Below are 13,093 nucleotides of genomic sequence, written 5' to 3' on the forward strand. Positions count from 1 at the left end.
TGAGCAATCTGCCGAGATATGTGGTTCGGGCATTACGGTGGGACACGAGAACCTCCGAGCGGATGTGGGCCTTAGACAAGCCACACCCCACTCGGAGGTTCTCTTCACATCAAGCCGACACGCCCGCTACCAACGTCCTGACCGGGTACACCTAGAGCCAGCGTGGCGGCGTCAGGTCGCCCCCGGCGGTCAGCCCGGCCGACCCGCGCCCGCACGCCCACCGGACCACGGCCGCCAGTGGACCCGCGACCGTGTCGGTGACCGGCGGACCGTCCTCCACGACCACGAACCGGCGATCGTCCACCTCGAGGACCAGGCCCGCGCCGTCGCCCTTACGTCGCCACATCCCGACGACGTCGTCGAGCAGGGAGTCGAGCACCACGTCGGGGAACTCGTCGAAACGCCCGCCGTTCCCGAGATCGACCGCGTGGATCCACATCTCACGGCTGCGCATCCACGCGGTCTCCGACGCCGGAACCATCCGTCCCTGCGCCGTCCTCACCTCGACGCTCCACGCCTCCTGCCGAAGGTTGCGCCATCTCTCGTCGAGCCGGGCAGCTGTGTGGGTGAACAGGTTTCGCAACGACCCGGCACTGAGCGTCGAGCCCTCCTCGATCTCCCGGGCCCGCTGCTCCACCGACTCGTACATCGGTGTCTCGATACCGGTCGCAGCCCAGTCGAGGAGCCGGCACAACGCGGCGGCATTGTAGCCGACGTGCGCGACGAGATGCTTTCGCGTCCACCCGTCGAGCAGGCTCGGACCGGACAGGTCCGCATCGGACAGCACCGCGAGCCGCTGCGCGAAGTATGCGGTGCCCTCCCGCGCGATGTTCAGCCGCTCGGCCAGATCCAGATCGTCGAAACCCACGGACGCTCCTAGTTCACGATGGTCTTGTTGCGCACCGAGCCGAGCCCCTCGATGCTCACCTCGACCGTATCGCCGTCGCCGATGTAGCGTGCGGGCTTGCGCGCATGACCGACGCCGCCAGTGGTCCCGGTGATGATGACGTCGCCGGGCTGCAGGGTGACGATGTGCGAGATGTACTCCACGAGCTTCGCCGGGGTGAACACCAGGTCGTCGGTGGTGGCCGACTGCATGACCTCGCCCTCGAGACGGGTCTCGATCCTGGTACCCAGCCGGTAGTCGGTGACCAGGTGCGGGCCGAAGCCGCTGGTCTTCTCGAACGTCTTCCCCTGGTCCCACTGCAGTGTTCGGTACTGGTAGTCGCGCATCGTGTAGTCATTGATCACCGAGTAGCCGGCGATGTAGGACTCCGCGTCGGCCTCGGACACCTGGTAGGCCGGCTTGCCGATGACGACGGCCAGTTCGGCCTCCCAGTCCAACTGCGACGCCGCGTACGCGGGCACGATCACATCGTCGTACGGGCCGGTGAGCGCTTCCTTGAACTTCGAGAACAGCGTCGGGTACTCCGGCAGCTCGCGGCCCATCTCCTTGATGTGGGTTCCGTAGTTCAGGCCCACGCAGACGATCTTCCCCGGGCTCGGCACCACCGGCGCGTAGTCGGCGCCGGCCAGGTCGACGACCGCCCCGGACGCGTTCTCGGCGACGGTCTGCCAGTCCGGATCGTCAAGCAGCGCCGACAGGTCCGTATACCCGTCGACGACGGTGGCGGAGGTGTCGGAATCGACGCGGACGGCCGCGGTACCACCGTCGAGGCGGAGAGTAGCGAGACGCATGAGGATCAGGCTCCTTCGGAAATATGAGTGCGATGAAAATGAAGACGCTCCACGATCGGTGCGTCCGAGAAGGCGAACAGGTCTATCCCACCATCGGTTTCGAGGTCCCACGGCACCCACGACGGAACGACGATCATGTCGCCCTTCGCGACGTCGTGCGTCTGGTCGCCGAGCCGGAAACTGCCCTCGCCCTCGAAAACCTGGAACACCACCGAGCCGACGTCCCGGCGGGTGCGGGTGGTCGCGCCGGCGCGCAGTCGGTGGAACTCCGCGCGAATCGTCGGCATCACGTCCCCGCCCGTGGTCGGGTTCGTGTACCGCACGGCGGCGTGCCCGGGCTCGGACGTGGCCGGGTACCCCTCGTCCTCGAGCGCGAACTGCTCCCGCAGTGCCGCGTCGGTGTGCTCCCACCGGTAGCACGCGATCGGCGAGCTGGTCATGGCATCGACGCCGACCAGCGGACGCAGGCCCGGATGCGCCCAGAGTCGCTCCGAGCGTGAGACATCCGGCGTCGACATGTCGGTCACGCCGTCGGCCCCGAACTCGAAGAACCCGGTGTCGGTGTAGTTCACGAACGGGATGTCGAGACCGTCGATCCACGCCATCGGATGATCGGTCTCGTTGTGGTGGCCATGGAAGGCCCAGCCCGGCGTCAACAGGAAGTCGCCGCGGCGCATCGCCACCGGGTCACCGTTGACGACCGTCCACACCCCCTCGCCCTCGACGACGAATCGGAATGCGTTCTGCGAGTGGCGATGTTCCGGTGCGGTTTCACGTGGACCCAGGTACTGGATCGCCGCCCACAACGTCGGCGTCACATACGGCACACCACCCAGGCCGGGGTTCGCCAACGCGATCGCCCGACGCTCTCCTCCACGACCGACGGGCACGAGGTCACCCGCCCGCTGGGCCAGCGGGTACAGCGTGGACCACTTCCACACGAACGGAACGGCTTTCGACGTGGGTGCCATCGGCATCAGATCGCCGAGCTGCGTCCACAACGGATTGAGGTTCTCGGTCGCGAAATCGGCGTAGAGCTGATCCAGGGCGGGGTCGTGGGATTCTGCGGCAGTCATCGATTCTCCTCATGAGCACTCGCGTGCGACATCCGCCTCAACGTACGTAGCCGCTCCCGCGGAAACCCACTCAATTCTGCTGTGCGGAACTTGCGCCGAATGCTGCGCAAAGCGGCCTGCACCGTTGCGCTTCGCGCATAGTTCCGGCGCATTCCCCCTGCATACCGTGCCTGCACACACCCACCTACCTGCCGGCCGCCGAAACGGCCGGCACCCTGTCCCCCGCAGAGGAGAACGACATGTCGACCCCGACGATGAGTTACGACGACCTGCTCGAAGCCCGCCGCGCCAGCGGCGTCGCGATGTTCAACGACAACCGGATGAAGCTCGGCATCTTCGGTTCGAATGTCAGCCACGGACTCATGGCCACGCACGCGGAGACCACGTACGAGCTGACGTGGGAACACGGCAAGAAGATCGCGCAACTGGCCGACCGGCTCGGCTTCGAGGCGATGCTGCCGGTGGCCCGCTACCGCGGCATGGGTGGCGAGACCAACTTCAACGGCTCCAACTACGAGACCCACACGTGGGCCGCGGGCATCGCCGAGGCGACCGAGAACATCATGGTGTTCACCACGATTCACGTGCCGACCAAGCATCCGATCGTCGCCGCGAAGGAGTCCGTCACCGTCGACCACATCTCCGGTGGACGGCACGGACTGAACATGACCATGGGCTGGTACAAGGCCGAGATGGAGATGTTCGGCGGCACCCAGCGCGAACACGATGTCCGCTACCGCTTCGGCTCCGAATGGATCGAGATCGTAAAGCGCATGTGGACCGAGGGTGAGGGAGTGAACTTCACCGGCGAATTCTTCGAGGTCAAGGACGCGTTCTCGTCCCCCAAGCCGATCCAGCAGCCGTACCCGGTGCTGGTGAACGCCGGCAACTCTCCGGCAGGACTCGAATTCTGTGCTCGTGAATGCGATTTCAACTTCATCGCCTTCTCCGACCCCGCCGAGGCGAAGGACACTGCCACCCGGGTGCGCGGCATCGCCCAGCAGCAGGGCAGCGACCTCGGCATCCTCAGCTACGGCAACATCATCTGCCGCGACACTGAGAAGGAGACCAAGCAACTTCTCGACCACATCCTCGAGCAGGGCGACTGGGACGTCGCGCGCCAGGTGTCCGGCGGGCTGGGTTCCGAGAGTGGGTCCTTCGACAAGATCAAGGCCATGCAGGAGCGGTTCATCCTGGGCTACGGCGGATACCCCCTCATCGGCACGCCGGAGCAGATCGTCGACCAACTCCTCGAACTCGAGCAGGCCGGCGTCGGTGGCATGATGGTCGGATTCCTCGACTACGCCCAGGAACTCGAGTACTTCGGTGAGCGGGTGCTGCCGCTCATGCGCGAAGCCGGACTGCGTCAGTGACCCCGAAGTCAGTGACCCCGAAAGCTGTTGTGAAATGAAACTTCTCACCGTCTACGGGAGCCCGACACCTCCGGGAAAACTCGCTCGTGCACTCGGCCTGATCGAGGCTGACGTGCGGGCGCGGTATCCGGGTTGGATCGTCGACCGACTGTGTCCCGAACCCACTGCCGATCCCGTCGTCGCACTCTGGGGCGACGACGCCGTCGACCGCGTGCAGGCCGCAGACGCGGTGGTGCTCGCCTCCCCGGTGTTCCGCGGGTCGTTCACCGGCACGCTGAAACTGCTCGTCGACGCCCTGCCCAACGAGGCCCTGCGCAACAAGCCCGTCGGGATCCTCACCGTGGCGGCCGCCCCGCACCACTTCCTGTCCGCGGAACGGCACCTGCGCGACGTCCTGTCCTGGTTCGGTGCCCTCACCGCCCCCAACGGCGCGTTCTTCGTCGACCGCACCTTCGCGTCCGACGACGTTCCCGCCGACGCCCGCGCCGACCTGCGCGAGTTCGTCGAGCAGGTGACGGCGCTGGCCGAGCGCCTCCCCGGACACCACTTCGGTCCCGACCCCCTCCATGTGCGATTCACCCGGTCGCAGGCGTCCGGCGCCTCGACCCCGGCGACAAGGAAGACGACATGACCACGATCGAGTCGGCACTGCGAGCCGATACGGCGCGCAACTACATCGGCGGCCATTGGGTGCCGTCGGAGACGACGGGCACCTCGTACTCACCGGCGACCGGCGAACCGCTCGGCACCTACTACGAGGCCGACGCCGCTCAGGTGCACGACGCCATCCGGATCGCGAGGCACACGTTCGCCACCCATGCGTGGCGACGCGACCGGCAGCTGCGCGCCAGAGTGCTCGAGGAGATGGCGGACCGCATCGAGGCGGCGTCCGGCGAACTCGCGATGCTGCTCGCCCGCGAGAACGGAAAGATACTGCCGGAGGCGGACTTCGAGCTGAGCCTGACGCCGTCGAAGCTGCGGTACTACGCGGCACAGGCCCTTACCGATTCGGGCGGGGGCGGCCGGGTCCGCGACGGCGTGTACTCGATGCTGCTGTCCGAGCCGATCGGGGTCGCGGGCGTCATCGTGCCGTGGAACTCGCCGGTGGTGCTGGCGGTGCGGTCCTTCGCACCGGCACTCGCCGCCGGATGCACCGTGGTGATGAAGATGGCAGCGCAGACCGCACTCGTGAACGCGCGGCTGGCCGAACTGCTGGCCGACTGCCCGTCCCTGCCGGACGGCGTACTCAACATCTTCACCGAGTCCGGCAGCGACGGCGCGAAACTGCTGGTCTCCTCGCCGGACGTGAACGCCGTCAGCTACACCGGCAGCACTGCGGTGGGCCGGCAGATCATGGCGGCAGGCGGTGCCACCCTCAAGCGCTTGTCCCTCGAACTGGGTGGCAAGACGCCGATGATCGTGTTCGACGACGCCGATCTGGACGCGGCGGTCGGCACGATCGTCGCCGGAATCACCACGTTCACCGGGCAGTTCTGCATGACCGGCAGCCGGATCCTCGTGCAGCGATCCATCGCGGACCGGGTCCGGGAGGCACTCGTCCCCGCCCTCGCGCGGGTGCACGTGGGACCGGGCGACGACGACACGTCCCACATGGGTCCGATGATCGACGTCGCCTCACGCGACCGCCTCGAGGCGCTGCTTGCGGAGCACGCCGGCGACGCGGAGATCCTGGTCCGAGGCGGGCGCCCCGACGACCCCGCGCTCGACGACGGCGCCTACTTCCGGCCGGCGCTCCTCGCCGTCGACGACGTGAACTCCCCACTCGTGCAACGCGAACTGTTCGGACCGGTCGCCACGTTCGAGGTCTTCGACACCGAGGACGACGCCGTCAGGATGGCGAACGCCACCGAGTACGGACTCGCGGCCTCCGTGTGGACCCGTGACGGTGCGCGAGGACTGCGCATGGCAGACGCACTGGACGCCGGCACCGTCTGGACCAACGGCTGGGCCGTCGTCCTCGACCAGTTCGAGGAGGGCGGCTACAAGCAGAGCGGCCTCGGACGCCTCAACGGCCGACGGGCGCTCGAAGAGTTCCAGGAGTACAAGCACGTGGTTCAGGTGATCTGAGCCGCCGGGAGGGTGGGGCGCCGGAACACCGGCCGGCGCCCCACCCGCGTCACCGACATCGCGGCAGCATCACGAACGGCACCGCCGCAGCATCACGAACGGCACCGCCGCAGTGTCTCCGAGGGCGACTCCCCGTACATCTCCCGATACAGCAACGAGAACCGGCCCAGGTTGTAGAACCCCCACGACGCGGCAACGTCGGTGACGGTCACCTCGGGCGAGGACGGATGCAGCAGGTCGTCGCGCACACCGCGCAACCGCACGTCACGGATGTACTGGATCGGAGTGCGATCGAAGTGCCGCAGGAACTGATTCTGCAGCGTGCGGGCACTCGCGCCGGACACCGCCGTCAGGTCCGCCAGCGTCGGCAGGGATCGCGCGTGATCGTGCACGTAGTCGACCGCGCGCTGCAGCGCCTCGGGCACCTCCGGCCCGAGCGGTCGATCCAGGAGCTCGCGATGCGGCCCACCCGCCGCCATCACGAGATTCGTCAATGTCAGCGATTCCAGATGCCGACGGGAATTGTCGTATCTCGTGAGAATTCCCCCGTCCTCCCATTCCGACCGAATGAACTCGATACAACGGAGCAGTCCGCGGCCCGCCGTCGAATTCAAATCGACCACGAGATCGAAATCGACGGGGTCCGAAATTCGTGTCCGAGTCAGATTCTCGAGATGACCCTCCAGGTCCACCCGCGGCACGCGAAGCGCGAACTGCGCAGTGTCGGAATCCCATTCGATGGTCTGCAGATGATGCGGCACCAGTATCGCCGCACCCGCCATCGCCGCGGTCTCGCCCCGCACCGCGTCACCGCGCGCGACCCGACTTCCACCCGAAAGGGTGATGTTCACGTGGTACCAGTGCTTACTGGGCGGCAGTGTAATTCCCGCTCCCACACCGTAAGTCAGATAACCTAGCGTCAGCGCCCCATTCTGGACCGCATTCAGTCTCGCGTCCAGCCGACCACCGCCGCGAGGTTCCAGCACATGCGGTTCGTACACTTCCGACACGACCGACTGTGCCAGGTCGACGTCGTCGGTGCGTAATCGCCCGTGCTGATGAAGCGGCTCGACCGCCTCGTGCGGCAGGGACATTCCGACCTCCACGAAAGTCGTTCCCGCCAATGGATTTCCGGCGAACCCTGGCGCTCCCGTCGATGATAGCCAGGGAAACGCTGGAGATCGAGCCCCTTTCCGAACAACAGGGGACAACCCTCCGCCCGATCGGCACGCCTCGGCTCAGCCGATGTGGACGATCTCGACTTCGATGTCCCGGACGGCACTGCGCAGTTGCGCGATCAGTTGCCCGCCGAGGTGCTGCCGGTACCGCGCGGTCGGTACCGCCGCGGTGAGCGCGGCGATCGCCTGCCGTCGGCCGTTGCGCAGCGCGAGACCGAAGGCTGCCACTCCCGCCTCCGTCTGCTCGACGTTCACCGCGAAGCCGACTGCGCGGGCGGCCTCCAGCTCCGCACGGAACGCCTCGAACTCGCGCGGTGCAAGTCGGCGGTCCATGTCGTGTCCGCTTGCCGACGTCGGTGCCGGATCGACGTCCGGCCCGTCCGGCGAACGCAGGTACAGCTGCTCCAGTGTCTGCGGCGGCAGCCCTGCCAGCAGGATCCGGCCGCCGGCAGTCCGTTCGGCGGGCAGCACCTGCCCCTGCCGGTCTCCCACCCGCAACGTGGAATCGGTCTCGGCCGAGTACAGGAATCGCACCTGCGAACCCACGCGGATCAGCAGATTGACGGTCTCACCGGTCGAGGTGGCAAGTGCGTCCATGTGCGGTCGGCACACGTCCGCGAGCTCACGGGTCCACCCGTGCTGCGCGGGCCCCACGCCCATTGCGGGCCCGGGGTGGTAGAGGCGCTTCTCGTCCTGGACCGCGAACCCCCGATAGACGAGCATCGCGAGCAGTCGATGCGCGGTGGACGGCGCCGTCCCCAGTTCCTCGGCGACGTCCTTGAGCCGGAGAGCCCCCACATCACGGAGCATCTGCAGCAGGCGCAGTGCATTGTCGACCGATTCGAGCGCATACGACGGCCGGGTGATCGTCGTCGACGCCTTGGTGGTCGGCGCTTTCTTCCGCATGACGGAACTCTAGAGCGGCGGGCCGGAAACGCCTCGGGCGCCGTGACCGAATCGGTCACGGCGCCCGAGAAGGGTTGCCTGGGATCAGGCGCTCTGGCCCTCGCGCTCCGCGACGAGGTTCAGTGCGATGTCGACGATCATGTCCTCCTGGCCACCGACCAGCTTGCGCTTGCCGGCCTCGAGCAGCAGGGTGCGGACGTCGATGCCGTAGCGGGCCGACGCGGTCTCGGCGTGGCGCAGGAAGCTCGAGTACACACCGGCGTAGCCGAGGGTGAGGGTCTCACGGTCGACGCGGACCGGACGGTCCTGCAGCGGGCGGACGATGTCGTCGGCAGCGTCCTGCAGCGCGAAGACGTCGCAGCCGTGCTTCCACTCGTGCAGGTCGGCGACGGCGATGAAGGGCTCGATGGGGCAGTTGCCCGCACCGGCGCCGTGGCCGGCCAGCGACGCGTCGACGCGGTAGACGCCCTCCTCGACGGCGACGACACTGTTCGCGACCGACAGCGACAGGTTCTCGTGCGCGTGGATGCCGATCTCGGTGCCCTCGTCGAGCACGTCCTTGTAGGCGCGGACGCGGTCACGGACACCGTTCATCGTCAGGCGTCCGCCCGAGTCGGTGACGTACACGCAGTGCGCGCCGTACGACTCCATCAGCTTGGCCTGCTTGGCCAGCTCCTCGGCGGGAGCCATGTGGCTCATCATCAGGAAGCCGGAGACGTCCATGCCGATCTCACGGGCCGTCTCGATGTGCTGCGCGGAGACGTCGGCCTCGGTGCAGTGCGTCGCGATGCGCACCGAGCGCACACCCAGCTTGTAGGCGTGCTTGAGCTCCTCGATGGTGCCGACACCCGGCAGCAGCAGGGTGGTCAGGCGGGCGCGCTCGAGCACGTCGGCCGCGGCCTCGATCCACTCCCAGTCGGTGTTGGAGCCGGGACCGTAGTTGACGGAACCACCGGCGAGGCCGTCACCGTGCGCAACCTCGATCGCGTCGACACCGGCGTCGTCGAGGGCCTTGACGATCCGACGGACGTCCTCCGGCGAGATGCGGTGGCGCACGGCGTGCATGCCGTCGCGCAGCGTGACGTCCTGGACGAAGATGGTGGGGTTGGTGCTCATCGGGTGGCTTCCTTCTTCTGGGCGATGCGCTCAGCGATCTGCAGGCCGGCAGAGGTCATGATGTCGAGGTTGCCTGCGTAGGCGGGCAGGTAGTGTCCGGCACCCTCGACCTCGAGGAAGATCGACACCTGGTGCGTCGGACGGTTGCTGTCGGCGAGCAGGGTCTCGACCGGCTGATCCGCGGGGATCTCCGAGATCTGGACCTGCTGCTTGAGGCGGTAGCCCGGGACGTAGGCGGAGACGTCGCCGACCATCTTCGCGACCGACTCACGGATCTGGTCGTGGGTGGCCGGGTCCGGCGCGTCCACGAGGCAGAAGACGGTGTCGCGCATGATCAGCGGCGGCTCGGCCGGGTTCAGGATGATGATCGCCTTGCCGCGCTTGGCGCCACCGACCGACACGATCGCACCGGAGGTGGTCTCGGTGAACTCGTCGATGTTGGCGCGGGTGCCGGGGCCGGCGGACTTCGACGCGATGGACGCGACGATCTCGGCGTACGCCACCGGGACGACCCGGGAGACGGCCGCAACCATCGGGATCGTGGCCTGGCCACCGCACGTCACCATGTTGACGTTCGTCGCGTCGAGGTGCTCGTCACCGTTGACGGCCGGCACCACGAACGGGCCGATCGCGGCGGGGGTGAGGTCGATCATGCGCTTGCCGAGCGGGCGCAGACGCGCGTCGTTGACGAGGTGAGCCTTCGCCGACGTCGCGTCGAAGACGATGTCGATCTCGTCGAAGTTGGGGAGACCCACGAGGCCCTCGACGCCCTCGGCGGTGATCGGCACGCCCATGGACGCGGCGCGCGCGAGACCGTCCGACGCGGGGTCGATACCGACCATCGCGCCCATCTCGAGGTGATCGGAGTGATTGAGCACCTTGATCATCAGATCGGTGCCGATGTTGCCGGATCCGATGATCGCGACCTTGACCTTGCTCATGCCTCGGTTCCTTCCTTGAAACGTGTGGTCACGACACCGAGTCCGGACACGGAGACGGTGACGACATTGCCGGCCTGGACCGGCGCCATGGGGCCGAGGGCACCGGACAGGATTACCTGACCGGCGCGCAGCGGCTGGCCCAGTTCGCGTGCCGTGCGGGCGAGCCACACGACGGCCTCGATCGGGTCGCCCAGGCAGGCCTCGCCGTTGCCGGAGGACACCTCCTGGCCGTCGACTGCCATCGACATGACGACGTCCTTGGGCTCGAACTCGTCGAGCGTGCGGCGCTGCGTGCCGAGGACGTAGACGCCGGACGACGCGTTGTCGGCGACGGTGTCGCCGAAGCGGATGTCCCAGTTCTCGATGCGGCTGTCACAGATCTCGAGCGCGGCGACGGCGTACTCGATCGCGCCGCGCACCTGCGCGGCGTCGAGCGGGCCGTCGATGAGGTCGGCGCCGAGCACGAAGCCGACCTCGCCCTCGATCTTCGGCTGGATCAGCACGCTCATCGGGACGTCTTCGCCGTCGGCGTACTGCATGTCGGCGAAGAGGACGCCGAGATCGGGCTGGTTCACGCCGAGCTGCTGCTGGACCGCGACGGACGTGAGTCCGATCTTGCGGCCGACGACGACGGCGCCCGCCTCGACGCGAAGCTCGTTGACGCGCTCCTGCACGGCGTACGCGGCCGCGAGGTCCTCGGCGCCGATCAGGTCACGGATCGGCGCGCAGGGCACACCGGCCGCGGCGGCCGACGCGAGTCGCTCCGCGGCAGCGGCGATAGCGGACTCGCTCACCGCGGTGGGGTTCGTGGACTGGGTCATGACGCTAACTGTGCTGGGCCGAAGCCCCGCAGGCCAACCTTTCGTCTCACTCAGCGATACGCTCGGCGCATGACCGGCGCCACCAACCTCGACACCGTCCTCGGCAAGGCGGTGACGATCCTGCGCGCCTTCCGCCCCGAGGACCAGGCCGTCCCCCTGGCCGAGTTGGTCCGCCGGACCGGACTGCACAAGGCGACCGTGCACCGTCTCGCCAAGGAACTGGTCGCGAACCGACTGCTCGACCGCGTCGACGACGGCTACCGCCTCAGCGGCGGCCTGTTCGAACTCGGGATGCTCGCCTCGCTCGAGCGCAGCCTGCTCGAGATGGCGATGCCGTTCCTGCAGGACCTGTACGAGCGCACCCACGAGACCGTGCATCTCGGAGTCCGTGACGGTCACGACGTCGTCTACGTCGCGAAGATCGGCGGCCACCGGCAGGCCAACTCCCCGTCCCGCACCGGTGGCCGGATCCCGCTGCACTGCTCGGCGATCGGTAAGGCACTGCTCGCGCACTCCGATCCGGAGTTGCGCCGCGAGGTCCTCGCCTCCCCGATGGTCCGGCGGACGCCGCACACCGTCGTCGCACCGGGGATCCTGCGCGGCCAACTCGACAAGGTCGTCGAGACCGGGGTGGCGTTCGAGCGCGAGGAGTCGGCACTGGGGATCGCGTGCGTCGCCGCGCCGGTGTTCGGGCCCGACGACCGCATCGTCGCGGCGATCAGCGTCACCGGGCCCACCAACCGCTATCGGCCCGAGAGTCAGGTCGACGCGGTCCGGGCGGCAGCCGAGGGGCTGCGCAGCACCATGGCCCGCCGCGAACGGCTCCGCTGACGTCAGCCGCGCGCCCCCGCCACCGGGTCCGACCAGATGTCCATCGGAACGCATTCGACGCTGCGTCCGGCACCGTCGAGGATGCGTCCCATCCGCTTGAAGAAGCGGAGAGTCACGGACCGGTCGACGATCTCGAGCGACGGCACCGTTCGCCGCAGCGACCGCTCCACCCGGTGCACGTCCTCGACCGAACGGACCCACACCGAGTAGAAGAAGTTGGCCGGCGCACCGGTGAGGACCAGGCACGCACGGGTCTCGGACCGCGCGACCAGATGCCGGGCCACGTCGTCGCACTCGTCGACCGGCACCCGCGCCCACAGCCACACCGAGACCGGCCATCCCGAGAGTGGTTGCGCGACATCGCACCGCAGCAGCAGGGCGTGCCGGTCCAGGAGCGCGTTCAATCGCCGACGCGCGGTGCTGACACTGCAGTCGAGTTCGGCCGCGATCTCGGTGAGCGGCGCCCGGCCGTCCCGGAAGAGGGTCGTGATCAGCGCGCGGTCGGTCGCGTCGAGGGGACGCAGCGCCGACCCGGCCCGGTGCCCGCGGCCGTCCATCCGCGCACGCTGGTCCGCGTCGAGGGCCTGCAACTGCCACTCACCGCCCACCGCATACGGACGGATCACGAGATAGGTTCGGGTCGAACGAATTCCGGGAAGCGACTCGACGGACGCCAGCAACATGTCCGACAGTGACGCCAGGTCGGGCACGCTGACCGTGAGCAGCAGGTCCCGCGCGCCGCTGGTGTGCTCGACGGTCAGCACGTGCGGCCACCGGGCCAGGGTCTCAGCGGTCGCACGCACCTGCCCGGCCTCGCACTCGATCTCCACCAGGGCTGCCGTCTGCGGCCCCACGGGATGCGCCGTCACCCAGGCCGATCCGGTGTCGGCCAGTCGCGACCATCGTCGCGCAGCCGTCACGGGATCGATCCCCAGCGCGGCGCCCACCCTCGACCACGACGCCCTCGGTTCCAACTGGAGCGTGTTGATCAAACTGAGGTCGATCTCGTCCAGTTCGCCATATTTCTGAGCAAGCCTCTTGTTCACGGCAAAATCCTGCAAATTC

13 protein-coding genes are annotated in these 13,093 nt (G+C 67.9%); 4 read left to right on the forward strand and 9 right to left on the reverse strand.

The features are described 5' to 3' along the window. Positions 1-151: 151 nt before the first annotated feature. The 3 genes from IJ15_RS0121595 to IJ15_RS0121605 are packed head-to-tail and all read right to left on the reverse strand — an operon-like array spanning position 152 to position 2,774. Positions 152-868: a maleylpyruvate isomerase family mycothiol-dependent enzyme gene (locus IJ15_RS0121595; RefSeq protein WP_031940421.1), complete on the reverse strand. Its 717-nt coding sequence runs from the start codon at positions 866-868 to the stop codon at positions 152-154. An 8-nt stretch (positions 869-876) separates the two neighbouring features. Continuing rightward, a complete protein-coding gene (locus IJ15_RS0121600; RefSeq protein WP_031940422.1) occupies positions 877-1,698 on the reverse strand; it encodes a fumarylacetoacetate hydrolase family protein in 822 nt (273 codons plus the stop codon). Between the two features lie 5 nt (positions 1,699-1,703). Next, positions 1,704-2,774, reverse strand: a complete 1,071-nt coding sequence (locus tag IJ15_RS0121605) for a cupin domain-containing protein (RefSeq protein WP_031940423.1) — start codon at positions 2,772-2,774, stop codon at positions 1,704-1,706. Positions 2,775-3,013: 239 nt separating this feature from the next. On the opposite strand from IJ15_RS0121605, the gene IJ15_RS0121610 reads away from it, so the two are divergent. The 3 genes from IJ15_RS0121610 to IJ15_RS0121620 are packed head-to-tail and all read left to right on the forward strand — an operon-like array spanning position 3,014 to position 6,235. Beyond that, entirely contained in the window at positions 3,014-4,147 is a 1,134-nt protein-coding gene (locus tag IJ15_RS0121610) for an LLM class flavin-dependent oxidoreductase (protein WP_051919426.1), read from the forward strand. A gap of 34 nt (positions 4,148-4,181) precedes the next feature. After that, on the forward strand, positions 4,182-4,778 hold the full coding sequence (locus IJ15_RS25345; protein WP_051919430.1) for an NADPH-dependent FMN reductase: 597 nt from the start codon (positions 4,182-4,184) through the stop codon (positions 4,776-4,778). After that, positions 4,775-6,235 (forward strand): aldehyde dehydrogenase family protein, encoded by a 1,461-nt coding sequence (locus IJ15_RS0121620; RefSeq protein WP_031940426.1) that lies wholly within the window; start codon positions 4,775-4,777, stop codon positions 6,233-6,235. Before IJ15_RS25345 ends, IJ15_RS0121620 begins: the two co-directional genes overlap by 4 nt. Before the next feature lie 92 nt (positions 6,236-6,327). Here IJ15_RS0121620 and IJ15_RS0121625 read toward each other — a convergent pair whose 3' ends face one another. The 5 genes from IJ15_RS0121625 to IJ15_RS0121645 form a co-directional block, all read right to left on the reverse strand. Next, positions 6,328-7,446, reverse strand: coding sequence for an AraC family transcriptional regulator (locus tag IJ15_RS0121625; RefSeq protein WP_197059883.1), 1,119 nt, complete (start codon positions 7,444-7,446; stop codon positions 6,328-6,330). A gap of 27 nt (positions 7,447-7,473) precedes the next feature. Continuing rightward, positions 7,474-8,319 (reverse strand): IclR family transcriptional regulator, encoded by an 846-nt coding sequence (locus IJ15_RS0121630; protein ID WP_051919433.1) that lies wholly within the window; start codon positions 8,317-8,319, stop codon positions 7,474-7,476. A gap of 84 nt (positions 8,320-8,403) precedes the next feature. Then, positions 8,404-9,435 (reverse strand): 4-hydroxy-2-oxovalerate aldolase, encoded by a 1,032-nt coding sequence (dmpG, locus tag IJ15_RS0121635; RefSeq protein ID WP_031940429.1) that lies wholly within the window; start codon positions 9,433-9,435, stop codon positions 8,404-8,406. Next, positions 9,432-10,376: an acetaldehyde dehydrogenase (acetylating) gene (locus tag IJ15_RS0121640; RefSeq protein ID WP_031940430.1), complete on the reverse strand. Its 945-nt coding sequence runs from the start codon at positions 10,374-10,376 to the stop codon at positions 9,432-9,434. Before IJ15_RS0121640 ends, dmpG begins: the two co-directional genes overlap by 4 nt. Continuing rightward, entirely contained in the window at positions 10,373-11,197 is an 825-nt protein-coding gene (locus IJ15_RS0121645) for a 2-keto-4-pentenoate hydratase (RefSeq protein WP_031940431.1), read from the reverse strand. The genes IJ15_RS0121640 and IJ15_RS0121645 overlap by 4 nt, the downstream gene beginning before the upstream one ends. Before the next feature lie 69 nt (positions 11,198-11,266). On the opposite strand from IJ15_RS0121645, the gene IJ15_RS0121650 reads away from it, so the two are divergent. Further along, a complete protein-coding gene (locus IJ15_RS0121650) occupies positions 11,267-12,028 on the forward strand; it encodes an IclR family transcriptional regulator (protein ID WP_031940432.1) in 762 nt (253 codons plus the stop codon). 2 nt (positions 12,029-12,030) lie between these two features. On the opposite strand, the gene IJ15_RS0121655 is transcribed toward IJ15_RS0121650, so the two are convergent. Continuing rightward, positions 12,031-13,074, reverse strand: a complete 1,044-nt coding sequence (locus IJ15_RS0121655; RefSeq protein WP_031940433.1) for an Lrp/AsnC family transcriptional regulator — start codon at positions 13,072-13,074, stop codon at positions 12,031-12,033. Positions 13,075-13,093: the final 19 nt, after the last annotated feature.

The sequence above is a fragment of the Prescottella defluvii genome (assembly GCF_000738775.1).
Taxonomy (GTDB): Bacteria; Actinomycetota; Actinomycetes; order Mycobacteriales; family Mycobacteriaceae; genus Prescottella; species Prescottella defluvii.